Here is a 26,266-nt window from a genome sequence, read left to right on the forward strand (position 1 = left end):
CCGTCACACCTCAATGTTGAACCGCTGGAGCACCGAGGGCGCGACCAGCCCCACCGCCGCGAGCACGGAGAGCACGGTCAGCGCCGCGCGCAGCACGATCGTCTCGGCCTTGCTCCCGGTGCGCAGCGCGATGCCGTTGGGCAGCCCGACCATCGTCCACATCCGCCGCTTGATCGGGATGGGCCAGAGGATCGGCACCCCCGCCTTCGTGATCATGTCGCCGAGGATGTGCACGAAGCAGCCCACCCCGACCGCGGTGCCGATGAGCGGATAGCCGCGGTCACCGGGCAGGTTGGCGAAGGTGAACCAGGCCGCGGCCGCCGACAACAGGGTGACGACCACCCAGCCGGCCCGCTCGGCCCACTCGTCGAAGAGCCCGCGCAGCGCCAGACCGATCATGAAGAAGAGGATGCTGACCACCGCCCACTTGCCGTACGCGGCGCAGAGCGCGGTGGTGCCCCAGCCGACCAGCAGGGTGAACGGGATGGTGTGGGTCAGCGTCCGGTGCCCGTTGTTGCGGCGCGGATCCCTGCTGAGCTTGGTCGCGTAGTAGACGCCCAGCGAGATCTTCTCCATCACCTCGGCGATGAAGAGGCTGAACACCCCGAAGGTCCGGGCTACCGTGGCGCCGCCCTGGTTGCGGGTCACCTTGCCGGAGAGGTCGAGGTCGGGGAAGAGCGCCCCGCCCGCGCAGACCGCGGTGCCGACCGCCAGCGCGAGCGGCGTCTGGTGGTAGTCGGCGAACTGGTCCAGCGCCCAGGAGCCGGTCAGCCACACCGCCGCGCCGGACAGCGCGTGGGACGGTCCCATCATCTCGGCTCGCCCTCCCCAGGAGTCTTGATCGACAAAAACTACGTCACTGTAGTTAGGCGTCGGACCCCGGGGCATCACCCGGACGGTCCACTGGGGAGGGGTTGCCGGACCGGCCCGGCGGGCGCCGCCGAATCACCAGGAAGTATGTCGTCCCGACCCGGCCGGGCCGGGCCAACTGTCGGGTACGGGACGCGGCGTGTCAGCCGGCCGCGCGGGTGGCGCGGCCCGGTCGGAAGCTGTCCCGGCTCAGCTCGCGGCCCCGGCCAGCAGATTCCCGTCCGGGATGGCGATGGCGGAACGGTCACCGGCGAGCAGCGCCGTCGCCCGGCGGGCCTGGAACGCGCCGTGCTCGCGGCGGGCGGTGGCGTAGCTGCCGGCGGTGCGGGCGGCGATGGCGGACCAGGCGTAGCGCTCGGCAATCATGGTGCGGGCGCGGCGGGCCACCCGGCGGGCGAAGACCTCGTCGCCGAGCAGCCGGTGGACCGCGCCGGCCAGGGCGTCCGCGTCGCCGTGCGGGAAGGTCACCCCGGTCACCTCCGGCTCGACGATCTCGGCGAGGCCGCCGGTGTCCGCGACGGCGAGGGGCGCGCCGGCCGCGGCCGCCTCCAGGGCGATCATGCCGAACGGTTCGTAGAGGCTCGGGATCACCGTCGCGTCGGTGGCGGCCAGGACGGCCGGGAGCTGGGTGGCGTCCAGGAAACCGGCGAACCGGACGGTGTCGGCGAGGCGCAGCCGGCGCGCCTGGTCGACCAGTTCGTCGCGGTACGGGCCGTCGCCGGCGATCACCACCCGCAGGCCCGGGTGCCGGTCCCGCAGGTACGGCACGGCGTGCACCAGGTGCTGCACGCCCTTCTCGTACACCAGCCGGCCCGCGTACCCGACCAGCGGGCCGTCCCCGGCGAACCGGGCCCGGGCGGCGGAGACCGCGCGGGGGCAGGCGTGCCAGGCCCGGTCGTCCACCCCGTTGGGCACCACGTCGATCCGCGCGGCCGGCACGTCGAACAGCCGCGCCACCTGGTCGCGCATGTAGCCGGAGCAGGCGATCACCCGGGCCGAGGCGTTGCTCAGCCAGTGCTCGACGCCGTGGATGGTGCGGTTCATCTCCTCGGGCAGCCAGCCCTGGTGCCGGCCGGCCTCGGTGGCGTGGATGGTGGTGACCAGGGGCAGGTCCAGGTGCTCGGCGAGGGTGACCGCGGTGTGCGCGACCAGCCAGTCGTGGGCGTGGACGACGTCGTACGCGCCGGACTCGGCGGCGCGCAGCGCGGTCCGGGTGAGGGTGTGGTTGAAGGCCATGGTCCAGGCCAGCAGCGAGCCGGTGGCGAGCGGGAACCGGACCGGGTCCTCGGCGGCCCGCAGGATCCGCACGCCCTCGGCGTACTCCTCCAGAGGGGCGCCCTCGGCGTGGCGGGTGACGACGGTGACCTCGTGGCCGGCGGCGGCCAGGGCCACGGAGAGCGCGTGCACGTGGCGGCCGAGGCCACCGACGAGCACGGGTGGGTACTCCCAGGAGAGGATCAGCACCCGCTGGTGTCGGGCGGGCTGGATGTCGATCACTTCGGCGTCAGCTGACATGCGGCCCCCTTGGAGTTGTGGTTCCCGCACCGCCCGACGGCACCGCGTGGGGCGCGTCGTGGGGTCGCAGCCCATCCTGCCCATCGGTCGATAACCAGCGGAGACGCGCCGGTTGCCGGTCTGTAACGCGTTACCGGCGCAGCCGCCGGACGCGCAGCAGTTCGGCCACCGACCACGCCTGGAACGGGCAGCCGGTGGCGGCGTGCGGGGCCAGCCCGTCGGCGGTCTCGCTCACCGAGCCGAGGCCGTACTCGGTGAGGTGCCCCTCCAGCCCCACGAGCAGGTCGTCGGTGGGCAGGCCGGCCCGGCGGTACGCGTCGACGAACGGCCCGATCAGCCAGGGCCAGACGGTGCCCTGGTGGTAGCCGGAGTCCCGCTCGGCCGGGCCGCCCCGGTGCCGGCCCACGAAGCCGGGGGAGTCGGGGGCGAGGCTGCGCGGCCCGAGCGGAGTGAACAGCGCCTCGGTGACCCGGCGCAGGGTGACCTCGTCCGGTTCGAGGGGCGCGTACGGCAGCGACCAGGCGAGCAGCTGGTTGGGGCGGAGCAGGTCGTCGTCGTGGTGCGGCGCCCCGCCGAGCGGGTACGCGGGCGCCGGCGCGTCGACCACGTCGTGCAGCCAGCCGGCCGGCGTGGGAAAGCGCTCCCGGAACGCGGCGGCGGCCCGCTGGTGCCGGCCCCAGAGCTCGGTGGCGTCCCGGCCGGCCAGCTCGGCCAGCTCGGCGAGCCCGGCCAGCCCGTTCACCCACAGCGCGTTGACCTCGACGGGCTTGCCGGTACGCGGGGTGACCGGCACCCCGTAGACCCGGGCGTCCATCCAGGTGAGCGCGACGTCCGGCGGCCCGCCCTGGGTGAGCAGCCCGTCGGCCGGGTCGACCCGGATGCCGTAGCGGGTGCCCGCCACGTGCGCGGCCACCACGGCCTCCAGCGCGGGCAGCAGCTCCACGCCGAGGTCGGTGTCCCCGGTGAGGGTGACGTGCCGGTTCACCGCGTGCAGGAACCACAGCGTCGCGTCGACGGTGTTGTGCTCCACCCGCCCGGTGTCGGCGGTGTTGGCGAGCATCCCCTCCGACAGCGTGGCCGCGTACGCCCGCAGCAGCTCCCGCCCCTCCTCGCCCCGGTTGGTGCGGAGGAGGAGGCCCTCGTAGGAGGTCATGGTGTCCCGCGACCAGGCCCCGAACCAGGGGTAGCCGGCCACCACGTCGGGGCCGGTGGCGGTGCGGACCACGAACGCGTCGGCGGCCAGGGCGAGGGTCGCGTCGACGTCGTCGTCCGGCTTCGCGGCGGCCACCACCGCCCGGTGCCGCCGCCGGGCCGCCTCGACCAGCGCGGTCGCCGGCGGCGGCTCCTCGGCGAGATCGTCGGCCCAGGCCAGCACGGACACCTCGGCGCCCGGCTCGTCGAGGGCGCCGGAGAACCGGCCCGCGTACCAGAGGTCCTCGTCGGGGTGCAGCCCGCGCGCCGCCTCCTCCCGGTGCCGCACCCCGAGCCACCACTGCCCCTCGGGGGTCCAGTCGGGCCCGGCCAGCCGGAACGCGCCGTCCACCACCGCGCCGCCGGCCACCTGCTCCAGCCGCGGGGCCGGGCCGTCCGCCCGCCGCTCGCCGTGCGCGTCCCGCCAGGTGCAGGCCGCGGCCAGGTCCAGCCGGACCGGGCCGCCGGAGATCAGCCGGTGCACCACCGCCACGCAGGACCGGCCGTACGCCATGGCGATCTCCCGCTCGATCACCACGTCGCCGATCCGCCAGCGCCAGCGCGGCACCCCCTCGGTGAGGTCGAAGCGCTCCAGCAGCTCGAAGCCGCGCGGGTCGACCACGCCGGAGGACCACTCGTGCGCGCCGAGCCGGGCCTGCCGCCCGGACGGCAGGGTCACCGCCGGGTCGAGGCTGACCAGTCCCACCTTGCGGGCGGCGGGCGTCTCCCCGGCCACCACGAGCAGGCCGTGGTAGCGCCGGGTGCGCAGCCCGGCGACGGTGCCCATGGCGTAGCCGCCTCGCCCGTCGGTGACCAGCCACTCCCGGGTCGACGAGGCGGACAGCTCCCCGCAGACCTGCGGCCCGAAGCGAATGTCGATCAACTTTCCTCCACCACCGGCGGGGTGTCACCCGCCACGACGACAATGGCCCCTGTGGAGAAGTACCCCGGGGGCGTCGAAGATGTGCAGGTGATCACTGAACGCCCGACCTCCGCGACACCCGACCCCGAGCGGCACCGGCTCGCCCAGGCCGACGCCGGGGAGCAGGACTGGCGCGCATGGGGTCCCTATCTGTCCGAGCGGGCGTGGGGGACGGTACGGGAGGACTACAGCGAACACGGCACGGCCTGGGACTACTTCCCCCACGATCACGCGCGGTCCCGAGCCTACCGGTGGAACGAGGACGGCATGGCGGGCGTCTGCGACGACCGGCAGACGTTCTGCTTCGCCCTCGCCCTGTGGAACGGGCGGGACCCGATCCTCAAGGAGCGGATGTTCGGCCTCGGCGGCGACGGCGGCAACCACGGGGAGGACGTGAAGGAGTACTGGTGGTACGAGGACTCCACGCCCACCCACTCCTGGATGCGCTGGCGCTACCACTACCCGCAGGCCGCCTTCCCGTACGACGAGCTGGTCGCGGTGAACGCGCTGCGCGGCCGGGACGACACCGAGTACGAGCTGGTCGACACGGGGATCTTCGACGACGACCGGTACTGGGCGGTGACGGTCGACTACGCCAAGGCGTCCCCGACCGACCTGTGCATCCTGGTCACGGTGGCCAACCGGGGCGACACCGACGAGACCCTGCACGTGCTGCCCACCCTCTGGTTCCGCAACACGTGGGCGTGGGGGCTGCCCGGCGGCGACCGGGTGCCGAAGCTGACCGGGGCGGGGTCCCGGCTGGTGGGCGAGCACTGGGTGCTCGGCCAGCTCCTGCTGGAGGGTGACGGCGCGCCCACGCCGCTGCTCTGCGACAACGACACCAACGCCGAGCGGCTGTGGGGGCTGACCGGGCGGTCGGCGTACCCGAAGGACGGCATCAACGACCACGTGGTGGCCGGCGCCGACACCGTCAACCCCGACCGGGAGGGCACCAAGGGCGCGCTGCACTACGTGCTGGAGGTGCCGGCCGGCGGGCAGCGGCAGATCCGGCTGCGGCTGACCCGCACCGCCCCGCCCCCGGCGAGCATTCCGCCGCCCCCGGCCGACCTCGGCGACGGGTTCGACACGGTGCTCTGGGCCCGGCGCGCCGAGGCCAACCGGTTCTTCGACAGCGTCATCCCGGCCGCGGCCAGCGCCGACGAGGCGCTGGTGGCCCGGCAGGCCATCGCCGGGCTGATGTGGGGCAAGCAGTTCTACCACTTCGACGTGAAGCGCTGGCTGGAGGGCGACCCGGGCTCCACGCCACCGCCGGCCGGCCGGCGGCACGGGCGCAACAGCGCCTGGTGGCACATGAACAGCTTCGACGTGATCTCCATGCCGGACCCCTGGGAATACCCCTGGTACGCCGCCTGGGACCTGGCCTTCCACTGCGTCACCATCGCCCGGGTCGACCCGGGCTTCGCCAAGGAGCAGCTGCTGCTCCTGCTCCGCGAGTGGTACCTGCACCCGAACGGGCAGATCCCGGCGTACGAGTGGGCGTTCGGCGACGTGAACCCGCCGGTGCACGCCTGGGCGGCGCTGAAGGTGTTCGAGATCGACGGCTCCCGGGACCACGAGTTCCTCGCCCGGGTGATGCACAAGCTGCTGCTCAACTTCACCTGGTGGGTCAACCGGAAGGACACCGGCGGCAACAACGTGTTCGAGGGCGGCTTCCTCGGGCTGGACAACGTCGGCCCGTTCGACCGCTCGGCCGCGCTGCCGGTGGCCGGGGTGCTGGAGCAGTCCGACGGCACCGGCTGGATGGCCATGTACGCGCTCAACCTGCTCGACATGGCCATCGTGCTCGCCGAGCACGACCGGGCGTACGTGGACACGGCGACGAAGTTCTTCGAACACTTCGCGTACATTGCGGCGGCCGCGTACGACCAGGGGCTCTGGGACGACGAGGACGCGTTCTTCTACGACGTGCTGCGGCAGGCCGACGGCACGAAGGTGCCGCTGAAGGTCCGTTCGGTGGTCGGGCTGCTGCCGCTCGCGGCGGTCACCCGGCTCACCGCGCGTACGCTGCACCGGCTGCCCGAGCTGGGCGCCCGGCTGCGCTGGTTCCTCACCAACCGCCCCGAGTACGCCGAGGTCATCGGCGCCCGCCGGCTCGGCCCCGACGGCCGGCAGCAGCGGCTGCTCTCCATGGTCGGCCCCGACCAGGTGGTGCGCCTGCTCGCCCGGATGCTGGACACCGACGAGTTCCTCTCCGAATACGGGCTGCGCACGCTCTCCCGCGCCCACCTGGACAAGCCGTTCACGGTCACCCTCGGCGGCCAGGAGTTCAGCGTGGGCTACGAGCCGGCCGAGTCGACCAGCGGCCTGTTCGGCGGCAACTCCAACTGGCGCGGCCCGATCTGGATGCCGACCAACTTCCTGCTGATCAGCGCGCTGCGCGACTACGCCGCCTTCTTCGGCGACGACCTCCAGGTGGAATATCCGACCCGGTCCGGGGTGAAGCGCACCCTCGACGAGATCGCCGACGACCTGTCGGCCCGGCTGATCTCGCTGTTCACCCGGGACGGCTGGGGCCGGCGGCCGATCTACGGCGCTGCCCAGCTCTTCCAGACCCACCCGGACTGGCGGGACCTGATCTGCTTCCCGGAGTACTTCCACGGCGACAACGGCGCCGGTCTCGGCGCCTGGCACCAGACCGGGTGGACGGCCCTGGTCGCCGACCTGATCCTCACCCTGCGCCGCTGACAGGTGGGGCGCGACGGGAAGTCCCGCCGCGCCCCACCACGTCAGGGCAGCGGGAGGAACGCCACCCGCGCGTGGTACTCGCCGGCCACCGTGACGGTGTCGCTGCCGACCCAGAGGCCCCGGTCGGTGGCGTACAGCTCGGCCGTGCCGACGCCCCGGTCCTTGGTCGGGTTCCAGGCCAGCGCCTTGCCGGTGGTCGGGTGGATCGCCCCGATCCCCGGCCGCGACACGGCGCCCGCCCCCGCCGAGTTGCGCCCGTACGGGTTGTCCAGCCAACGCTGGTGGCCGCCGACGTAGACCGCCGCCCCGGTGATCGCCACCGACAGCAGGGTGTCCCCGCCGGTGTAGTTCACCCAGGTCGGCTGCTTGCCGCCGGCCTCCGTGCCGAACTCGAAGCGGGACGCCGCGTCGCACAGCGTGCCCGGGAACGCGGCGCCGGTGGTGACCGCCACGAACCAGGTCCCGTCCGGGGAGATGTCCACCCCGCGCAGGTAGGTGGGCATGGACGCGGCGCACTGCGGCTGGTAGCGGAGCGTCGACCAGCCGGAGAGCGTCGCCCCGGTGTCGCTCAGGTTGGCCACCGCGAGCTGGTGGCGCGCCACGCCGGCCACCGAGCTGAAGTTGCCCACGAAGACCAGCCGCCGGCCGTCGGCCGACACGTCCAGGGCCTCGATCTTGACCGGTGCGGTGGCGCCGCTGGTGGTCTTCCGCGGGCCCTCGACCCGCAGGTTCACCGAGGCGTCGGCGGCGCCCGTGGTGGCGTTCAACGCGGCCAGGGCGCGGCGGGTCACCCCGCCGACGGTCTGGAACGCCCCGCCGAGGATCAGCCGGTTGCCGACCAGCCGCATGTCGTTGACCTGGTTGTTCAACGCGGCCGGCGCGAACCCGGCGACCCGGGCGCCGGTGGCCGCGTCGATCCGGGCCACCCGCGGGGCGGCCACGCCGTTGACCGTGGTGAACGCGCCGCCGATGTAGAGCGAGCGGCCGTCCGGCGAGGCGGCGAGGGCCTTCACCGTGCCGTTGACCACCGGCCGGAACGTGGTGTCGATCTGACCGGTGGTGGCGTCGATCGCCACCAACCGTGGCATCGCCAGCTGGGCGGTCTGCCCGGCGTTGCGGACCTTGGTGAAGGAGCCGGCCAGGTACACCCGGTTGCCGATCTGGAGGATCCGGTACACGGTGCCGTCGAGCGCGTGCGGCGTCCAGTCCACCGGATTGGTGCCGACCACCGTGGTGTGCGTGGCGTTGACCGCGAGGGCCGGCGAGGGGGGAAGCGCGCCGCCGGCGGCGGCGAGCGCGGCCACCACTGCGGTCGCCGCCCTCCGGCGACGCCGGCGCCGGGCCGGTGTCGCGCGTGGATGATCGCGTGAGGTTGTCATCGCCGAAGCATCCCGCCCCGACCCGGGTACGCGCAGTCGGGTTCCCGCCGCCCGTCGCACGGCGTTCGGCCAGTCCGGACGGTCCGTCCGTCCGCCTCCGATGATCTTGTCGGCCGGTCCTGGCCGGCGTACCCGAAACCGGGCTGCCGGAAGCGGCCGCGGGCAGTACCGTGTCCCGGTCCGGCACACGGGAGGAGTACGCGATGCTACAGCGCCGGGAGGCCGCGGTGCTGGTCTTCGACGCCGACGACACGCTCTGGGAGAACAACGTCCTCTTCGAGCGGGTGATCGACGACTTCCTCACCTGGCTGGACCATCCGACGCTCGACCGGGTCGAGATCCGGGCGGTGCTCGACGACATCGAGCGGGCCAACGCGGTCGCGCACGGCTACGGCAGCAAGGTCTTCCTGCGCAGCCTGGGGGAGTGCCTGGAGAAGCTGCGGGCGCGCCCGGCCACCGACCGGGAGCGCGCCGAGATCGACGACCTGGCGGTGGCGCTGGTCGGCCACCAGGTCGAGCTGATGCCCGGCGTGGCGGAGACCCTGGACGACCTGGCCACCCGGCACGAGCTGCTGCTGCTCACCAAGGGGGAGCGCGAGGAGCAGCAGCGCAAGCTCGACGCCTGCGGGCTGCTGCACCACTTCCGCGCCGCGCACATCGTGCCGGAGAAGGACGTCGACACCTACCGCTGGCTGGCCCGCGAGCACGCCTTCGACCCGGCCACCGCCTGGATGGTCGGCAACTCCCCGCGCTCGGACATCCTGCCCGCCCGGGCCGCCGGCCTGAACGCCGTGTTCATCCCCAACGAGAACACCTGGGTGCTGGAGCACGACGAGCTGGACCCGTCCGACCCCGGGGTGATCCGGCTGGCCGCGTTCCCCGACCTGGTCCGGCACTTCTGATCCGGCCGGTAACGTAGGGCGGTGCCGCTGACCTTCCCGTCGCACCTGGCGCCGGTGCTGCCGCTGAAGCTGTGGCGGCCGCACTGGTTCGACGGGGTGGCGCTGTCCACCGGCGCGGTCGCCCCGGACGTGGGCTACCTGTTCACCGGCACCGCGCTCGCCCCCGACCTGCGGACGCACACCCTCGGCGGGCTGCTCTGGTGGTGCCTGCCGGTCGCGCTCGCCTACGCCTGGATCGTCCGCCGGGTGATCGCCGGGATCGCCGTGCACCTGCCCGGCCAGCGGCTGTTCGGCTGGCCCGACCACGCCGCGCTGGCCGGCGTCCGGCATCCCTGGCAGGTCACCGTCTGCTCGGCGCTGATCGGCGCGTTCAGCCACGTCGCCTGGGACCGGGTCACCCACAGCGACCGGTGGCCGCGCCTGCTCGGCATCGCCGACTTCCACGCCCTGACCGGGCTGTACTGGTGGCAGATGTCCGACGTGACGGGCAGCCTCGCCGGCGGGTTGCTGGTCGCCGCCCTGGCCGTGCGCGCCGCCCGCCGGCATGAGATCTTCGAGGGTGTCCCGCCGCCGGGGCCGCCGGCCCGGCCGGGCGTGTTCTGGGCGGTGGCCCTGGCGGTCACCGGGCTCGGGACGCTGCTGCTGCCGGGCCTGCCGGCGGCCACCGTCCCGGCGCCGGCCGGTGTGCGCCTGCTGCACCTCGCGGCGGTCGCGCTGATCGCCGGGGCGGCCGCGGCCGGAGCCCTGGCCCCGCCCCCGCCGGAGGCCGTGCGCAGTCATCGCCTCGAACACAAACAGCGCCCGTGCGGCTGACCCTGTTACGCCGACATGCCGTATTTCAACGTTGGTATCAATCACATTCTCCCGGGCCCGTCGAACCTTGTCCGACCTGCGGGAACCTGCCTAACCTGAGCCCGCGCCCACGCCTCTTCGGGGTGAGACGGGGGCGCGCCGAAGTCCGGTAGTTGGGCACCGTGGAGCTGAGTGCAGGCGGGCCGGCTCGCCGTGTTGAGCCCGGCGTTGGCGGCGTGCCACGCCTGCCGCGCTCGCAACGGCGAATTACCGCTACCACACCGGACGGCTGGGGGTCAGGACCGGGGAGTTGCGGACCCGGTCCTGACCCGTCCGGCCACCTCCCGTCCGGCGCCCGCCCCGTGCGAGGATCCTCCGCGTGAAGCCGACGAAGGCCGCCCGGTTGACCTCCCTGCCAGCGGACACCGCGCAGGTCCTCATCGTCACCGGCGAGGGTTGGCGCACCACCCACGCCACCCTGGAGACGTACGACCTCTCCGGCGACGACTGGGGGCCGGCCCTGCCCCCGCTGCCGGCCCGGATCGGCGCCGACGGCTTCAGCGACCGGCACGTCGAGGGCGTGCCGACCACCCCGACCGGCGTCTACGCCATCGGCCCCACCGTCTACGGCATCGCCGCGGACCCGGGCGTCCGCCACCGGTACCACCGGGTGGGCGTCGACGACTGGTGGAACGCCGAGCCGGAGTCCCCGCACTACAACAGCTTCCAGCGTTCCGCCGAGCCGTTGGGCGGCCAGAGCGAGGCGCTGTGGCGGGAGGACCCGGCGTACACCCACTTCGCGGTGATCACCTACAACATGCCGCCGACCGTTCCCGCCCCGGTGCCGCACGCCGGCAGCGGCATCTTCCTGCACGAGTTCAGCCACGCCGGGGGCAACCCCACGGCCGGCTGCGTGAGCCTGTCCCACGAGCACCTGGTCGCGGTGCTCACCTGGCTCGACCCCGAGGCGGCGCCGCACATCGTGCTCAGCCCCGCCGAACACCTCGACCGCTACTGATCGCCCGCCCCCACGAGCCGCCAGGACCGCATCCCCATGGACACCGTGAGCACCGGCCAGCCGCCCGCCGAGAACGCCGCCAGCACCTGCTACCGGCACCCGAAGCGGGAGACGCTGCTGCGCTGCACCCGCTGCGACCGCCACATCTGCCCCGACTGCATGCGCGAGGCGCCGGTCGGCCATCGCTGCCCGGAGTGCGTCCGGGCGGACAACCGGACCGTGCGGCAGGCCCGCACGGTCTTCGGCGGCCGGCTGGTGGCCCGCCCGCTGGTGACGTACGCGCTGGTCGCCCTCATCGTGCTGGCGTACCTGGTCGAGTTGGTCCACCCGGCCGTCCTGAACCAGTTCGACAGCCTGGGCACCGGGCTGGTCGACGACGCCGGCCAGCGCTACGTCGACGACGGCGTCGCCCGCCCCGGGCACGAGCCGATCGGCATCGCGCACGGCGAGTGGTACCGCCTCATCACCTCGTCGTTCCTGCACCTGCTGCCCACCCAGGGCGCCCTCGGGTTCCTGCACATCGCGTTCAACCTGTGGTGGCTGCGGGAACTCGGCCGGGTCATCGAGGAGCGGCTGGGGCACGCCCGGTACCTCGCCGTCTACCTGCTCTCCGCGCTGGGCGGCGGGGTCCTGAGCTTCCTGGTCTCACCGCACGAGGCGGCCGTCGGCGCCTCCGGCGCGGTGTACGGCCTGGCCGGCTGCTACGTGGTGCTCACCCGCCGGCTGCACCACCACCCGATCGACCCGCAGCGGGTGCTCATCCCGTTCGTGATCTGGATGGTGCTCTCCGCCGGCTGGACCTCCTGGGAGGGCCACCTGGGCGGCCTGCTGGTCGGCGGCCTGGTCGGCCTCGGGCTCGCGTACGCCCCGGCCCGGCGGCGGACCGCCGCGCAGGTGGCGGTCACCGTGGCCGTCGCCCTGCTCCTCGTCGCGCTGGTCGTGGTGAAGTCGCTCGCCCTCGCCGGCTGACCATCGCCGGCACCGCGGCAGCGCGGACGAACGGCCCTGGTGGACGGGCGCGGCCGGCGCGACACTGAGCCATGACACCTCAGCGCGTACCACTGCTCGCCAGCCTGGTCGTGCTGCTCGCGGCGGCCTGCACGACGGCGACGGACCACGACGGCGCGGCCCCGACGACCGCGACGGCGCCCGGCGCGACCGCCGCCGCGACCACGCCGGCCACCACCCCGGCCGCGCCCACCTCCGGCGCGCCCGTCGAGGGCGCCTGGCGGGCGACCTACGGCTGGGCGGTCCCCGCCACGCCCGCCCGGGTGACCCACGAGGTGCGGGTGCCGGTCACCCCGGCGCCGGGGGAGCCGCTGCCCGTCCTGGTCGAGGTGCGCGTCGGCGACCACCCGGCCGAGGGGTTCAGCCGGATCACCTTCGCGTTCCGCGGCCCGACGCCCTCCTACCAGGTCGGCTACGTGCCGCAGGTGTTCACCGAGGGGCGTGGCGCGCCCGTCGAACTGCCCGGCACGGCCTACCTCTCGGTGCGGTTCGACCCGGCGCAGGCGCACGACGCCCGTGGCGCCGGCACGGCCGACGTGCCGCCGTCGCGGATCGGCTACCCGACCCTGCGCGGCTGGGCCGCCGCCGGCGACTTCGAGGGACACCTCAGCTTCGGGCTGGGGCTGCGGCCGCCGGCCGGCGGGCCGCTGCCGGTGCGGCTGGGCGAGTCCACCCGCCCCGACGGCACCCACGTCGTCGCGGTCGACGTGCGACGCGGCTGACCCGTGCGGACCGACCGCGCCGGCGCTCGTGGCCGGCGCGGTCGGGATGCGCGTGTGTCAGCCGACCTCGCCGCGGACGATGGCCACCGCGACCCGGCAGAACTCGTCCATGTCCGGCTGGAAGCCGGCGGCGATGTCCGGGTGCAGCCCGGAGCGGGTCTCGTCGAGCAGCCGACGGCAGACCTCCTCGACCGGCTCACCCGCGTAGCCGGCGCGGACCCGGTCGGCGGCCGCCTGCAGGGCCGAGGTCAGCTGATCCTCCAGCGGGCCGCGCAGCTTCTCCTGCACGGGATCGAGCCCGCTCGGATCGAGCGTGACATGTGGCTCCGACATCGGCGCTCCCTTCGTCGGCGACCGCGGTACCCCACCGCCGTCGTCGGTCAAACCATCCGCGGTACGGCCGCCACCCGGACCTGGTACGAGAAGTCCTCCGCGGGCTCCTCGACGTAGGACAGCCGGCGGATCTGCCGGTCGTCGGACCAGAGGGCGACGTCGACCAGCACCCCGAGGTGGGCCAGGCCGATGTTCGCCACCCGCTTCTTGTCCTGGAGCACCGCGCAGACCCCGCCCACCAGCGTGCTGGCGTCGGAGGTGCGGTGTCCGGGCGGGCAGCGCAGGGTCACGTCCACCTCGATCGGACCGTCGAGCGGGGTCCACCCGGTGCGCTGGGCCGCCGTGCAGGCGGCCTGGAGCAGGGTGCGGACCCTCGTCGCCTGGCGGTGGCCCGCGGCGAAGATGGACAGGGCCTCGGTCTTGACCGGGGGCAGGCCGCTCACCTCGAATGTCAGGGCGAGAGCGCGGGTGTCCTGCACGACGGCACCTCCTTGTGGGAATCCTGCCCAACCGGTGGGACCGCAGAAGGACGTTCGCGCGAGAACCAACCGATCGGACAGGCTGGGGGTCGGCCGGAGGCGTATCGACTTCGACGGCGACGCGCTGGCTGCGGAGCTATGGAAACGCTAGTCGACCGGGCGGACGCTGGGTAGCCTCGCCGTTCACTGGGTGGGACGCGGCCGGAAGGCGCAGAACTCGTTGCCCTCCGGGTCGGCCAGCACCCACCACGACGTGGCCGGTGTGGGCTCGCGCAGCAGCGTGGCGCCGGCCTCGATCAGCGCGGTGACCTCCGTGCCGGTCAACTCGACGTCCCAGTGCACCCGGTTCTTCACCCGCTTGCGCTCCGGCACGGGGTCGAACACCCAGTGGTCCCAGGGGAAGCCCGCCGCGCCGACCACCGAGGCGGCGCCCTCCGCGGTGGTCTCCACCCGGCCGTCGACCACCCTCGCCCACCAGGCGGCCTGGGCCTCCGGGTCGGCGCTGTCCACGACCAGTTCGAAGACGCCGGGCCGCCCGCCCTCGCGCGGCGGGAACGCGCAGAACTGGTTGCCCTCCGGGTCGGCCAGCACCCACCAGCTGATCTCCGCGTCCGGCTCGCGGACCAGGCGCGCGCCGGCGGCCAGCAGCGTGGCCGGTTCCGGATCGGCGAGCCGCAGGTCGAGGTGGACGCGGGTCTTCCCGGTCCGCGGCTCGGGCACCGTGTTGACCCAGATGGACTCGGCGTCGGAGGCGGCGCCGCGGGGGTCGATCCGGGTGTCGCCGTCGCCGGTGTCGACCAGGTTGCCGTCGAGGATGCCGGCCCAGAAGCCGCCCAGCCGGTGGGCGTCGGCCGCGTCCATGCAAAGGTCCTTGTAGCGCGCGATCATCCGGCCATCATGCCGCCCGGGTCGGACATCGCCCCGCTGCCCGGCGGCCGCGGCCCAGGGGAGTGACCCGCCCCACAGCAGGCCCCGTCGTATCCGTCCCGTGACGATCGGGTTTCGCAGCGTCGTAGGCAGGGCACTGTCTGCCGCACGAAACGTCCCGGGACGCCCGGCCGACCGCCGGCGCTCCGACCGTCTCGCCGTGCGCCGGGGCACGGGTGACTCCCCGGTTCTTCGCCGAGGAAAGGGGGAGGGCGATGACGACAGACCCCGGCGCGGCCGCACGGCGGCGGCCGGCCCGGCGTGCGGCGGCGGCAGCCGCCGCACTCGCGTTGGTGGCCCCGCTGGCCGCCTGCGGATCGGGCGGTGAGGGCGGCCCGCCCACGATCAACCTGTACTACCCGCCGGAGCAGAACCTGCAGAAGGTGGTCGACGACTGCAACGCGCAGGCCCAGGGGCGCTACCGGATCGCCTACCGGGTGCTGCCGCGGCAGGCCGACGACCAGCGCGTGCAGATGGTGCGGCGGCTCGCGGCGCAGGACAGCGGGATGGACGTGCTGGGCCTCGACGTCACCTGGACCCAGGAGTTCGCCAGCGCCGACTGGATCCGGGAGTGGACCGGCCAGGACAAGACCGAGGTGGAGCAGGGCACGCTCGCCGGCCCGCTGGACACCGCCCGCTACCAGGACAAGCTCTACGCGGCGCCGAAGAACACCAACGTGCAGCTCCTCTGGTACCGCAGCGACCTGGTCCAGGAGCCGCCGAAGACGTGGGACGAGATGATCTCCGCCGCCCAGCAGCTCAAGCAGCAGGGCAAGCCGTACCAGGTGCTCACCATGGGCGCCCAGTACGAGGGCCTCGTCGTCCTCTACAACACCCTGGCCGAGAGCGCGGGCGGGAAGATCCTCAGCGACGACGGCAAGAAGGCCGTGATGGACGCGGGCACGGTGCGGGCCCTCGACCAGCTGAAGAAGTTCGCCACCTCGGGCGTGACGTCCCCGTCGTTCAGCAACGCCACCGAGGACCCGGTCCGGCTGGAGTTCCAGTCCGGCGGCGGCGCCTTCGAGGTCAACTGGCCCTTCGTCTACCCGGCGATGCAGGAGGCGGCCCCGGACCTCGCCAAGAAGGTCAAGTGGGCGCGGATGCCCGGCATCGACGCGAACACCCCGAGCAAGGTCACCATCGGCGGGGTCAACATGGCGGTCAGCGCCTACTCGAAGCACCCGACGGAGTCCTTCGAGGCGGCGAAGTGCATCCGCAACGCCGAGCACCAGAAGTTCTCCGCGGTCAACGACGGTGTGCCGCCCACCATCGAGTCGGTCTACGCCGACCCGGAGATGGACAAGGCGTACCCCATGAAGGAGACCATCCTGGAGGAGCTGAAGGAGCCGGCGGTCCGGCCGCTGACCCCGGCGTACCAGAGCATCTCCACGGTCATGTCGGCGATCCTGTCGCCGCCGTCGGCCATCCGGCCCGAGCAGACCGCTGACGAGCTGCGCGGCGCCATCGCCGACGCCCTGGAGTCGAAGGGGGTCCTGCCGTGAGCGTGAACGCCACTCCCGCCGGCGCGGAGGTCGCCGCGGAGGCCCAGCGCCCCGCCGGCCGGCACGCCGCCGTGCCCACCCAGCGGGGCCGCCGCCGGCAGAAGCCGCCGCTGAGTGAGAACAAGCGCGCCGAGCGGCGCCTCGGTTGGCTGCTCTGCGCGCCCGCCGCGCTGGTCATGGTGCTGGTCACCGCGTACCCGATCCTCTACTCGGTCTGGCTGTCGCTCCAGCGCTTCGACCTGCGCTTTCCCGACCAGCGTGAGTTCATCGGGCTGGAGAACTACGCGACCGTGCTGACCAACCAGTTCTGGTGGACGGCGTTCGGGGTGACCGCGCTGATCACCGTGGTCACGGTCGCGGTCGAGCTGGTGCTCGGCATGGGCCTGGCGCTGATCATGCACCGGACGTTGGTCGGCCGGGGCATCGTCCGCACCGCGGCGCTCATCCCGTACGGCATCGTCACGGTGGTCGCGGCCTTCTCCTGGCGGTACGCCTGGACACCCGGCACCGGCTACCTGGCCAACCTGTTCGACGGCAGCGCCCCGCTGACCGAGCGGGCCAGCTCGCTGGCGATCATCATGCTGGCCGAGATCTGGAAGACCACCCCGTTCATGGCGCTGCTGCTCATGGCCGGGCTGGCGCTGGTGCCGGAGGACCTGCTCAAGGCCGCCTCCACCGACGGCGCGACGGCCTGGCAGCGGTTCACCAAGGTGATGCTGCCGGTGATGAAGCCGGCCATCCTGGTCGCCCTGCTGTTCCGCACCCTGGACGCGTTCCGGGTGTTCGACAACATCTTCGTGCTCACCGCCGGCGGCAACGAGACCTCGTCGGTGTCGATGCTCGCCTACAACAACCTGATCCGGGGGTTGAACCTCGGCATCGGCTCCACGATGTCGGTGCTGATCTTCCTCACCGTGGCGATCATCGCGTTCGTGTTCGTGAAGCTGTTCGGCACCGCTGCTCCCGGCAGCGACGACGGGGAGAGGCGCTGACATGGCAGTCGAAACCACCACGCGGGCGAAGGTGCGCTGGGGCCTGCTGGACGTCATCGTCGTCGTCTTCGCGCTGGTCCCGGTGCTCTGGATCGCCTCGCTGTCGTTCAAGACACCGGCCACCCTCACCGACGGGAAGTTCTGGCCCCGGGAGTGGACGCTGGACAACTACCGGACGATCTTCGACACCGACCAGTTCGTCCGGGCCCTGGTCAACTCCATCGGCATCGCGCTGATCGCCACCCTCATCGCGGTGGTGCTGGGCGCCATGGCCGCGTACGCGATCTCCCGGCTGGACTTCCCCGGCAAGAAACTGCTGGTCGGGGTGTCCCTGCTGATCGCCATGTTCCCGCAGGTGTCGCTGGTGTCGCCGCTGTTCGAGATCGAGCGGCAGCTCGGCCTCTTCGACACCTGGCCGGGGCTGATCCTGCCGTACATCACCTTCGCCCTGCCGCTGGCGATCTACACGCTCTCGGCGTTCTTCAAGCAGATCCCGTGGGACCTGGAGAAGGCGGCGAAGATGGACGGCGCCACCCAGGGCCAGGCGTTCCGGCGGGTGATCGCCCCGCTGGCCGCGCCGGGCCTGTTCACCACGGCCATCCTGGTCTTCATCTTCTGCTGGAACGACTTCCTCTTCGCCATCACGCTCACCTCGACCGAGCGGGCCCGTACGGTCCCGGTGGCGCTGTCGTTCTTCACCGGCGAGTCGCAGTTCGAGGACCCCACCGGGGCGATCTGCGCCGCCGCCGTGGTGATCACCATTCCGATCATCCTGTTCGTGCTCTTCTTCCAGCGCCGCATCGTCTCCGGCCTGACCTCCGGCGCAGTCAAGGGATAGGTGGTGTTGTCATGGCTGACATCGTGCTGGACAAGGTGAGCAAGCGGTTCCCCGACGGGACGACCGCGGTGCGGGACGTCGACCTGGAGATCGCCGACGGCGAGTTCGTCATCCTGGTCGGCCCCTCCGGGTGCGGGAAGTCCACCACCCTGAACATGATCGCCGGGCTGGAGGACATCAGCTCCGGGGAGCTGCGCATCGCGGGGCAGCGGGTCAACGACAAGGCGCCCCGGGACCGTGACATCGCCATGGTCTTCCAGTCCTACGCGCTCTACCCGAACATGACCGTGCGGGAGAACATGGCCTTCCCGCTGCGGCTGGCGAAGCTGGACAAGGAGACCATCAACCAGAAGGTGGAGGAGGCGGCGAAGGTCCTGGAGCTGACCCCGCTGCTGGACCGCAAGCCGGCCAACCTGTCCGGCGGGCAGCGGCAGCGGGTGGCCATGGGCCGGGCGATCGTCCGCCAGCCCAAGGCGTTCCTCATGGACGAGCCGCTGTCCAACCTGGATGCGAAGCTGCGGGTGCAGATGCGCACCGTGGTGTCCCGGCTCCAGAAGCAGCTCGGCACCACCACGGTCTACGTGACCCACGACCAGACCGAGGCCATGACCCTCGGCGACCGCGTGGTGATCATGCGGGGCGGCGCGGTGCAGCAGGTCGGCCCGCCGCAGGAGCTCTACGACCACCCGCGCAACCTCTTCGTCGCCGGTTTCATCGGCTCCCCGTCGATGAACTTCCTGCACGCCGCCGTCGAGGACGGTCACCTGCGTACGGCGCTGGGTGACGTGCCGATCGGCGACCGGGTGCGCCGGCAGCTCGACGGCGCCGACGCCCCGCGCGAGCTGATTCTCGGCATCCGCCCGGAGCACTTCGAGGACGCCGCGCTCATCGACGACGAGACCCGCCGGCGGGGCCTGGAGTTCGACGCGCCGGTCGACATCGTCGAGTCGATGGGCTCGGACAAGTACGTCTACTTCACCGTCGAGGGGGAGCGGGCCAGCGCCGCCGAGCTGGAGGAGTTGGCCGCCGACGCGGGCGCCGCCGACTTCACCGGGACCGGGTCGAGCCTGGTCACCCGGCTGTCGGCGGAGTCGCCGGTGCGCGAGGGCGAGTCGCGGCGGGTCTGGTTCAACCTGGAGAAGATCCACCTGTTCGACCCGTCCACCGGACGGAACCTCACCCTGCACGAGGGGCGGGCGTCGGGCGCGCTGGCCGACTGAACGGCACCGGGTCCGGGCCGGTGGGCGCCGCCCACCGGCCCGGCCGCGTGTCACCAGGTCAGCCGCAGCGGCAGCCCGAGGAAGTCGGCGTAGCCGGTGAGGGCCGACTCGACGCGGGCCCGCAGCGCGGCGTCGAACGGCGTCAACTGCCGCACGGTCACGGTGACCGCCCGCTTGCCCACGGTCCGCTTCCAGATGCCGACCGTGCGGCCGCCGCGCACCACCGTGGCCTGGAAGATCCCGTTGCTGCCGGGGACGACCGCGTTCGCGTGCGCCGGGTCGAGCATCAGCGTGCGGTCCTTGTAGCCCAGCAGGTACTCGTCGAAGCCCGGCAGGGTGTGCACGTCGTCGACCGGCGCCCGCGGCGCGTCGAGCAGGGCGGCGTCGACCACCGCCGGCACCCCGTCCACCTCGACCGGGGCGAGCGCTTCGCCGGCCGCCGCGATGCCCCGGGTGGCGTCGGTGACCGTGAGCCCGGTCCACCGGGCCAGCTCGTGCCGGGTCACCGGGCCGTGGCCGCGGACGTAGCGGTGGGCCAGCACGCCCAGCGCCTCGTCGCGCTCGGGCCGGCGCGGGTCCGGCGCCCACTCCTCCAGCAGCGCGAAGGTCTGCTCGGTGCCCACGTGCGGGGCGATGCAGGTGACGCCGCGCTGGCTGGCGTACCAGAGCAGGTGGTAGCCGCGCTGGCCGGCGGTGTCCAGGCCGGCGGCGCGCAGCGCGTCCAGGCACTCGGCGCGGGTGAGCCGCCCCCCGCCCGCGAGGGCCTCGCCCAGCACGTCGGCGGCCCGGTTCCCGTCGGTCTCGGTCAGGCCGAGCTGCGCCCACCGGCCGGCCACGCCGGACAGCGCCCGCACCCCGGTCACCGCCAGCATCCACCGCGCGTCGCGGGGCGGCACCAGGTGCACGGTGCCCCGCATCGGCCAGGTGCGCAGCGCCTCGCGCCGCTCCAGCGCCGCGCGCACGTCGTCCTGGGTGCGGCCGGGCAGGCGTGCGCCGAGCGACCAGAGGCCGCTCGCCGCGTCCTGGGCCTGCATGGCGCCGAACCACTCGACCACCGCGGCCACGCTCTCCGGGCGCGCGGTGGGGTGCGGGCGCAGCAGCAGGCTGGTCATCCGCAGCGCCAGCGCCTCGGCGCCGGTGAGACGTACGGTCACGAGCGGCCTTCCGTCGACGTGGACGGTCAGCATAGGTCGGCGCTCTGACGCTCCCGGCGGGACGGACGACCGGACGGGCGGGCCGTGGCCCACCCGCCCGGGATGCGCCTCGCGTCAGCCGTTGCGGCGTGCCCGCTCCGGCACGTCGGCGTCCACCAGCTCCCGGCGGACCTGCGCGTTGACCGGCTGCTCCTCGACGACCTCGTCCTTGTTCAGCCGGACCCGCTCGACCGGGACCTGCTCCTTGGCGACCACCGGGTGCTCGGCGCGCAGCTCCATCTCGCGCTGCTCCTCGCCGATGCCGGCCCGGACGGCGTCCCGGTCGGCCTCGCTGATCGGCTCGTGGACGACGGTCACCTCGTCGTGCTCGACCGGGACGGTCGTCTGCACGTTCTCGGTGACCACCCGCTTGCTCAGCCGTGCCGTGCCGGCCGGCTCGCTCTGGGTGCCGACCCGCAGCCGCTCCTCGGAGCGGACCACCTCCGGGGCGCCCGCCATCCGCTGCGGCGCCGGCCCGGCCTGCTCCCCGAGCTGGTAGTGCCGGTAGAGCTGGCTGAGCTGGTCGCTGCCGAGCGGCTGGTCGGTGCCGGTCTCCACGCTGGGAGCGCTGCGCACCGTCGCCTTGTCGTACGGCACCTGGAGCCGGCCGTTCGGCTCCATCCGGGCCGCCTGGAGCGGAGCCATCGACTCGTGGTGACCCATGACGCCGGTCTTCACGCTGACCCAGGTCACCTCGCCACCGGGATCGACCCAGACCTGGCCCACGCTGCCGATCGTCGCGCCCGAGCGGTCCTGGACGTCCTGCCCGTACAGCGAGCGGACCTGCTGCTCCGTCAGTCGCATCGTTCGTCCTTCCTCTCGTGGGTCACCACCCGGATCCCCCGGGGCGTGTCCGCCATTCCCCGGAACCGGGACGAATAGGAGGAGGAGCAGCAACGATGCCGGTAACGCCACCCGGTGCGAGGCATGAGCGCCGCCGCAGCGGGGATGCGCCGCCCGTGACCGACGCGAGGAATGCGAGGTGTGGGGTGATGACAGCGTCCACTGAACCCAGGCGGTGAACCGGCTGGAGAAGCGGGTGACCGACCTGCGGGGACAAGCTCAACGACTGAGCCGGGTTCGCGCCCCTGATCGCGCTACGCCAGCCACGTCGCCGGCGGAGCGCGATCCCCCGTTCAGGTTCCCGGTGCGGGGCGGCGGCGGTACGCCGGCACCGGTGGCATCAGGATCCTCGCGCGCCCCGGCCCGGGGAAGCGGTTTCCATCGGAACTTGCGCAAATCTTGAGCGGCGGCAAGGGATCGACCCAGTTCGGTCGGTGCAGGGAAGGTCACGGACCGTACGCGCCCGACGTTTGACGTCGCAAGCGACGGGTAGTCGCCGGAGCTGACCCGACACCGAGGAGGAATCGTCTGATGGATGGCCAGGTCAAGGCCGCGGTGATCTACTACAGCGCGACCGGCATCACCTACCAGATGGCGCAGGCGGCGGTCGAGGCCGCCGGCGAGGCGGGCGCCGAGGTACGCCTGCGCAAGGTGCGTGAGCTGGCGCCGGACGAGGCGATCCGCTCGAACTCGGGCTGGGCGGCGCACCGCTTGGAGACGCAGGACGTGGAGGAGGCGCAGCCGGACGACCTCTCCTGGGCCGACGTCGTCATCATGGGCTCGCCCACCCGCTACGGCATGGTCGCCGCCCAGCTCAAGCAGTTCATCGACACCACCGGCCCGCTGTGGGCCCAGGGCGCGCTGGCGAACAAGGTCTACACCGGCTTCACCTCGACCGCCACGTTGCACGGCGGCCAGGAGGCGACCCTGCTGTCGCTGTACACGGTCTTCTACCACTGGGGCGGCATCGTGGTGACCCCCGGCTACACCGACCCCAGCCAGTTCGTCGCCGGCAACCCGTACGGGGCCTCGCACACCAGCAACAACGGCGAGAACCCGCCGGACCATGTGGCCCTCGCCGCCACGGCCCTCACCGCCAAGCGGGCCGTGCAGATGGGTGCCGCCCTCAAGAAGGGCATGGCCGGCTGACCCCGGAGCCGTGGCGACCGGTGGTGGGACGAGGGCTCTCGACCCGTCCCATCACCGGTCGCCTCTCGCCCTACCCCCGATCGGCCGGTCCATGCCCGGTCAGCGCGGGATGGGCCAGCAGATGCCCGAGCAGGTCCGCCAGGACCGCCATGCCGTCGCGGCTGAGCACCGACTCCGGGTGGAACTGCACCCCGGCGAAGCCCGGCCCGCGCAGCGCGTGCACCGCCCCGTCCGCCGGGTCCCGGGACAGCTCCACCGGGCCGTACCCGGTGGCGACCCGGTCCGCCTCGGCACGGGCCGTGAAGCTGGAGTAGAAGCCGACCCGGCGGGTCGTCCCGAACACCGGCACGTCCCGCGGCAGCCCCTGGTAGGGCGCGTCGCGGCGGTGCAGCGGCAGCCCGAGCAGCCCGGCCAGCAGCTGGTGGCCGAGGCAGACCGCCAGGGTCGGGCGCCCGGCCGCGAGCAGCCCGGCCAGCAGGGCCCGCATGCTCGCCATCTTCGGCTCGGCGAGGTCGTTCGGGTCGCCCGGCCCCGGACCCACCACCACGAGGTCGTACCCGTCGACCGGGCCGGCCCGGTGCCAGTCCCGCCGGGTCACCGCCAGGCCGAGCGCGCCGAGCTGGTGGGCGAGCATCCCCGTGAAGGTGTCCTCACCGTCGACGATCAGCGCGCGCCGGCCGGCCAGCCCGGGCAGCGCGGTGGCCCCGGGGACGCGCTGGTCCAGCCAGAACCGTGCGAGGGGGGTGTTGCGGGCGGCCAGCGCGGCGCGCACCTCGGGGTCGTCGGCGTACCGGAGCGCCGGCCCGGCGTCGCGGGTCGGTGCGTCCGGACCGAGGCCGAGCGCGGCCAGCACCCCGGCCGCCTTGGCGTGCGTCTCGGCCACCTCGCCGGCCGCGGTGGAGTGCCGGACCAGCGTGGCCCCGACCGGCACCCGCAGCTCACCGGCGGGGGAGATCTCGGCGGTGCGGATGAGGATCGGCGCGTCGAGGGTCTGCCGGCCCTGGTCGTCGCGGCCGAGCAGGGCGAGCACCCCGGCGTAGTAGCGCCGGCCCGTCCGCTCGTGGCGGGCGATCACCCGGCAGGCGTTCTCCATGGGGCTGCCGGTGACCGTCGGCGCGAACATGGTCTCCCGCAACACCTCCCGGACATCCAGCGAACCCCGCCCGGCCAGCAGGTACTCGGTGTGCGCGAGGTGCGCCATCTCCTTCAGGTACGGCCCGACCACCTGGCCGCCGTGCTCGGCGACGGTGGCCATCATCTTCAGCTCCTCGTCGAGCACCATGTACAGCTCCTCGACCTCCTTCGGGTCGGCGAGGAAGCGCAGCAGCTCCTCCCGGTCGGCCGCCGCGCCGGTGTGTCGGAAGGTGCCACTGATCGGGTTCATCATGGCCAGGCCGTCGTCCACGCTGACGTGCCGTTCCGGGCTCGCCCCGACCAGGATCCGGGCGCCGGTGTGCACCACGAACGTCCAGTACGCGCCCCGCTCGCGCAGCAGCAGCCGGCGCAGCGCGGCCAGGGCGGCCACCAGCGGCGGGCCCTCCACGGCGGCCCGCAGGGTCCGGTGGATGACGAAGTTGGCGCCCTCACCCCGGCCGATCTCGTCGGTCAGCACCCGGCCCACGGTGTCCGCGTACTCGGCGTCGGAGATGTCGAAGGCGGCATCGCGGGTCACCACCGGCGCGTCGGGCAGGGCGGCCAGCACCTCGTCGAGCGGGAGCCGCCGGTGCTCCGAGATCACCAGGCACTCCAGCGGCAAGCCGTCGTCCACGCAGGCGAAGCCCCGCTCGGCGATCTGCCGGTAGGGGACCAGGGCCAGCGTGCGCGGCCCGGGGGCGTCGTCGGGCAGCGGGATCCCGGCGAGCCGGTCGACGGTGCGTACCGTGCCGGCGAACAGGTCGACGTGGTCGGCGCCCTCGCGGCGGACGAGCGCGAACGGGCCGGGGTCGCGGCCGGCCGCGACGGCGGCGAGCAGGTCGTGCGAGCGGGTCATCGGGTCTCCTCGGTGGGCCGGAGGCCGCCGGTGGGGCGGCCCCGGGGTGCCGGGAAGAGACCGGCGGCCGCCTCGTGGGGCGGCCGCGTGGGGAAGCTACGCGCGGGAGTGGGCCGCCGGGTCGGCGGGCCACCAGCAGGACAGGTGCGCGGGCATGGCGATCACTGTACGCGAGCGGGCCGCGCCGGGGAACCCGATCGCCGGGCCGGGGCGACGGATCTTGGCTTCGGCGCCGCTCCCGGCGGGTAGGTTGACCCGCGATGGACATTCTCGCTCTGGACCTGGGCACCTCCTCGGTGCGCGGGCTCGTGCTGGACGCGAACGCCGTCCCACGCCCCGGGGCGCTGGCCCGCCGCAAGGTGCGCCTGGTGACCGGCGCCGACGGCAGCGGCACGCTGGACGGCCCCCGCTACCTGGCCTGCCTCGCGGAGTGCCTGGACGAGCTGGCCGCCGCCGGGCACCTGCGCGACGTGGAGCTGGTGGCCACCTCCGCCCAGTGGCACTCGGTGCTGCCGCTGGGCGCCGACGGCACGCCGCTCGGCCCGGTGCTCACCTGGATGGACACCCGGCCGGAGGCCACCGCCGGCGCCGCCGGCCCGGCCGATCCGGACGCCTTCCACGAGCGCACCGGCGCCTGGTGGCACCGCTGCTACTGGACCATGCGGCTGCCCTGGCTGCGGGCGCACTGCGGCAGCCCGGTCGCCCGCTTCGGCGGCCTGGTCGAGTACGTCCTCGGCGTGCTGCTCGACGAGGCGCCGATGTCCGTGTCGATGGCCTCCGGCACCGGGCTGCTCGACCTGCGCCGGCTCGAGTGGGACGCCGAGGCGTGCGAGCTGGCCGGCGTACGCCCCGAGGACCTTCCGGCGCTGGCCCCGCAGCGGTGGCGCGGCCGGCTCCGCGTCGAGCACGCCCAGCGCTGGCCGCAGCTCGCCGACGCCCGCTGGGCCGCCCCGGTCGGCGACGGCGCGGCGTCCAACGTGGGCTCCGGCTGCGTCGACCCGTCCCGCGCCGCGGTCACCGTCGGCACCTCCGCCGCGGTACGCCTCACCCAGGCGGTGCCGGCCGGCGCGCCGCTGCCGCCCCTGCCCGAGCAGCTCTGGCGCTACCGGGTCGACCACGAGCACGTGGTCACCGGGGCGGCGTACTCCAGCGGCGGGAACCTGTTCGCCTGGGCGTCCCGCGAGCTGCGGTTGCCGCCCACCGCCGACCTGGAGGCCGCGCTGACCCGGGCCGGCGCGAAGCTGACCCTGCACGCCAACCCGCGGCTCGGCGGGGACCGGCCACCCGGGGTCGCCCCGGCCGGCTCCGGGGAGCTGCGCGGCCTGAGCTTCGGCACCACCGCGGTCGACATCCTCGCCGTGCTGATGACCGAGCTGTGCCGGCTGGTGGCCGACGACCTGGCCCTCGTCGAGGCGGGCGCGGGCGGCGGTGCGGCCGAGGTGGTGCTGGGCGGCGGCGCGATGGCCGCCTCCGCCTGGTGGCGGGCGGCGTTCGTCGACGCGCTGGCCCCGCGCGCGGTGCGCTACCAGCGCAACCCGGAGATCGGGGCCACCGGGGCCGCGCTCGTGGCCCTCGGCCGGGTCGCCGAGGCGGCGCACGTGGCCGGCATCGGCCGGACGGACGACCGGAAAACGCCGAACACCGTAGACTCCCGCCCACCGCGCTGACCTTCCTGATCGTGCGGCCGGCCGAAGCGTTTGACACCGCCCGTTGGCCTGGTTGGATGTACTTCCGCTCCCCGTCACGGTGGAGCCGAGGGGGACCGAGGAGGATCG

The 26,266-nt window shown here is 73.6% G+C and carries 22 protein-coding genes; 12 read left to right on the forward strand and 10 right to left on the reverse strand.

What is annotated here, in order from left to right; genetic code table 11:
- Positions 1-3: 3 nt before the first annotated feature.
- From FXF50_RS00070 to FXF50_RS00080, 3 genes are all read right to left on the reverse strand, one after another.
- A complete protein-coding gene (locus tag FXF50_RS00070; protein ID WP_091320991.1) occupies positions 4-813 on the reverse strand; it encodes a metal-dependent hydrolase in 810 nt (269 codons plus the stop codon).
- 246 nt (positions 814-1,059) lie between these two features.
- The gene (locus FXF50_RS00075) at positions 1,060-2,385 is read right to left on the reverse strand and encodes a glycosyltransferase family 4 protein (protein ID WP_148425140.1); all 1,326 of its coding nucleotides are present in this window, start codon (positions 2,383-2,385) and stop codon (positions 1,060-1,062) included.
- 130 nt (positions 2,386-2,515) lie between these two features.
- Entirely contained in the window at positions 2,516-4,459 is a 1,944-nt protein-coding gene (locus tag FXF50_RS00080; RefSeq protein ID WP_148425141.1) for an amylo-alpha-1,6-glucosidase, read from the reverse strand.
- 42 nt (positions 4,460-4,501) lie between these two features.
- Between FXF50_RS00080 and FXF50_RS00085 the strand changes: the two genes are divergently transcribed.
- Positions 4,502-7,204, forward strand: coding sequence for a glucosidase (locus FXF50_RS00085; RefSeq protein ID WP_148425142.1), 2,703 nt, complete (start codon positions 4,502-4,504; stop codon positions 7,202-7,204).
- 41 nt (positions 7,205-7,245) lie between these two features.
- On the opposite strand, the gene FXF50_RS00090 is transcribed toward FXF50_RS00085, so the two are convergent.
- Complete coding sequence (locus tag FXF50_RS00090) at positions 7,246-8,583, reverse strand: hypothetical protein (protein ID WP_255509806.1); 1,338 nt, start codon at positions 8,581-8,583, stop codon at positions 7,246-7,248.
- 203 nt (positions 8,584-8,786) lie between these two features.
- Between FXF50_RS00090 and FXF50_RS00095 the strand changes: the two genes are divergently transcribed.
- The 5 genes from FXF50_RS00095 to FXF50_RS00115 all read left to right on the forward strand — a co-directional run bounded on the left by FXF50_RS00095 (position 8,787) and on the right by FXF50_RS00115 (position 13,025).
- On the forward strand, positions 8,787-9,485 hold the full coding sequence (locus FXF50_RS00095; protein WP_148425143.1) for an HAD family hydrolase: 699 nt from the start codon (positions 8,787-8,789) through the stop codon (positions 9,483-9,485).
- Between the two features lie 21 nt (positions 9,486-9,506).
- Positions 9,507-10,298: a DUF4184 family protein gene (locus FXF50_RS00100; RefSeq protein ID WP_148425144.1), complete on the forward strand. Its 792-nt coding sequence runs from the start codon at positions 9,507-9,509 to the stop codon at positions 10,296-10,298.
- Positions 10,299-10,656: 358 nt separating this feature from the next.
- Positions 10,657-11,295 carry a L,D-transpeptidase gene (locus tag FXF50_RS00105; RefSeq protein ID WP_148425145.1) on the forward strand — a complete coding sequence of 213 codons (639 nt, stop codon included), beginning with the start codon at positions 10,657-10,659 and terminating at the stop codon, positions 11,293-11,295.
- Between the two features lie 36 nt (positions 11,296-11,331).
- Positions 11,332-12,264, forward strand: coding sequence for a rhomboid family intramembrane serine protease (locus tag FXF50_RS00110; RefSeq protein ID WP_148425146.1), 933 nt, complete (start codon positions 11,332-11,334; stop codon positions 12,262-12,264).
- Positions 12,265-12,335: 71 nt separating this feature from the next.
- Entirely contained in the window at positions 12,336-13,025 is a 690-nt protein-coding gene (locus FXF50_RS00115; protein WP_148425147.1) for a hypothetical protein, read from the forward strand.
- A 57-nt stretch (positions 13,026-13,082) separates the two neighbouring features.
- Here the strand turns inward: FXF50_RS00115 and FXF50_RS00120 are convergent, their stop codons facing one another.
- The 3 genes from FXF50_RS00120 to FXF50_RS29090 all read right to left on the reverse strand — a co-directional run bounded on the left by FXF50_RS00120 (position 13,083) and on the right by FXF50_RS29090 (position 14,725).
- Positions 13,083-13,358, reverse strand: a complete 276-nt coding sequence (locus FXF50_RS00120) for a hypothetical protein (protein ID WP_148425148.1) — start codon at positions 13,356-13,358, stop codon at positions 13,083-13,085.
- Positions 13,359-13,405: 47 nt separating this feature from the next.
- Complete coding sequence (locus tag FXF50_RS00125; RefSeq protein ID WP_091321016.1) at positions 13,406-13,837, reverse strand: hypothetical protein; 432 nt, start codon at positions 13,835-13,837, stop codon at positions 13,406-13,408.
- A gap of 183 nt (positions 13,838-14,020) precedes the next feature.
- Positions 14,021-14,725: a VOC family protein gene (locus tag FXF50_RS29090; RefSeq protein ID WP_187399442.1), complete on the reverse strand. Its 705-nt coding sequence runs from the start codon at positions 14,723-14,725 to the stop codon at positions 14,021-14,023.
- Positions 14,726-14,979: 254 nt separating this feature from the next.
- On the opposite strand from FXF50_RS29090, the gene FXF50_RS00135 reads away from it, so the two are divergent.
- From FXF50_RS00135 to FXF50_RS00150, 4 genes are read left to right on the forward strand one after another with little or no spacing between them, the layout of a single operon-like run.
- Positions 14,980-16,266, forward strand: a complete 1,287-nt coding sequence (locus tag FXF50_RS00135; protein WP_148425149.1) for an ABC transporter substrate-binding protein — start codon at positions 14,980-14,982, stop codon at positions 16,264-16,266.
- Positions 16,263-17,258 carry a carbohydrate ABC transporter permease gene (locus FXF50_RS00140; protein ID WP_148425150.1) on the forward strand — a complete coding sequence of 332 codons (996 nt, stop codon included), beginning with the start codon at positions 16,263-16,265 and terminating at the stop codon, positions 17,256-17,258. The genes FXF50_RS00135 and FXF50_RS00140 overlap by 4 nt, the downstream gene beginning before the upstream one ends.
- Position 17,259: 1 nt before the next feature.
- Positions 17,260-18,096, forward strand: a complete 837-nt coding sequence (locus FXF50_RS00145; RefSeq protein WP_091321024.1) for a carbohydrate ABC transporter permease — start codon at positions 17,260-17,262, stop codon at positions 18,094-18,096.
- Between the two features lie 11 nt (positions 18,097-18,107).
- Positions 18,108-19,316, forward strand: coding sequence for an ABC transporter ATP-binding protein (locus tag FXF50_RS00150; RefSeq protein ID WP_148425151.1), 1,209 nt, complete (start codon positions 18,108-18,110; stop codon positions 19,314-19,316).
- A gap of 50 nt (positions 19,317-19,366) precedes the next feature.
- Here the strand turns inward: FXF50_RS00150 and FXF50_RS00155 are convergent, their stop codons facing one another.
- Positions 19,367-20,470: a winged helix DNA-binding domain-containing protein gene (locus FXF50_RS00155; RefSeq protein WP_148425152.1), complete on the reverse strand. Its 1,104-nt coding sequence runs from the start codon at positions 20,468-20,470 to the stop codon at positions 19,367-19,369.
- Between the two features lie 114 nt (positions 20,471-20,584).
- Complete coding sequence (locus tag FXF50_RS00160) at positions 20,585-21,313, reverse strand: PRC and DUF2382 domain-containing protein (protein WP_148425153.1); 729 nt, start codon at positions 21,311-21,313, stop codon at positions 20,585-20,587.
- A gap of 570 nt (positions 21,314-21,883) precedes the next feature.
- Between FXF50_RS00160 and wrbA the strand changes: the two genes are divergently transcribed.
- Complete coding sequence (gene wrbA / locus FXF50_RS00165; protein WP_148425154.1) at positions 21,884-22,501, forward strand: NAD(P)H:quinone oxidoreductase; 618 nt, start codon at positions 21,884-21,886, stop codon at positions 22,499-22,501.
- Between the two features lie 70 nt (positions 22,502-22,571).
- Here wrbA and FXF50_RS00170 read toward each other — a convergent pair whose 3' ends face one another.
- A complete protein-coding gene (locus FXF50_RS00170; RefSeq protein WP_148425155.1) occupies positions 22,572-24,491 on the reverse strand; it encodes a chorismate-binding protein in 1,920 nt (639 codons plus the stop codon).
- A gap of 260 nt (positions 24,492-24,751) precedes the next feature.
- Between FXF50_RS00170 and FXF50_RS00175 the strand changes: the two genes are divergently transcribed.
- Entirely contained in the window at positions 24,752-26,158 is a 1,407-nt protein-coding gene (locus tag FXF50_RS00175) for an FGGY family carbohydrate kinase (RefSeq protein ID WP_148425156.1), read from the forward strand.
- Positions 26,159-26,266 lie beyond the last annotated feature (108 nt).

It is taken from the genome of Micromonospora sp. AP08 (assembly GCF_008085935.1).
In the GTDB taxonomy this organism is placed as follows: Bacteria; Actinomycetota; Actinomycetes; order Mycobacteriales; family Micromonosporaceae; genus Micromonospora; species Micromonospora chersina.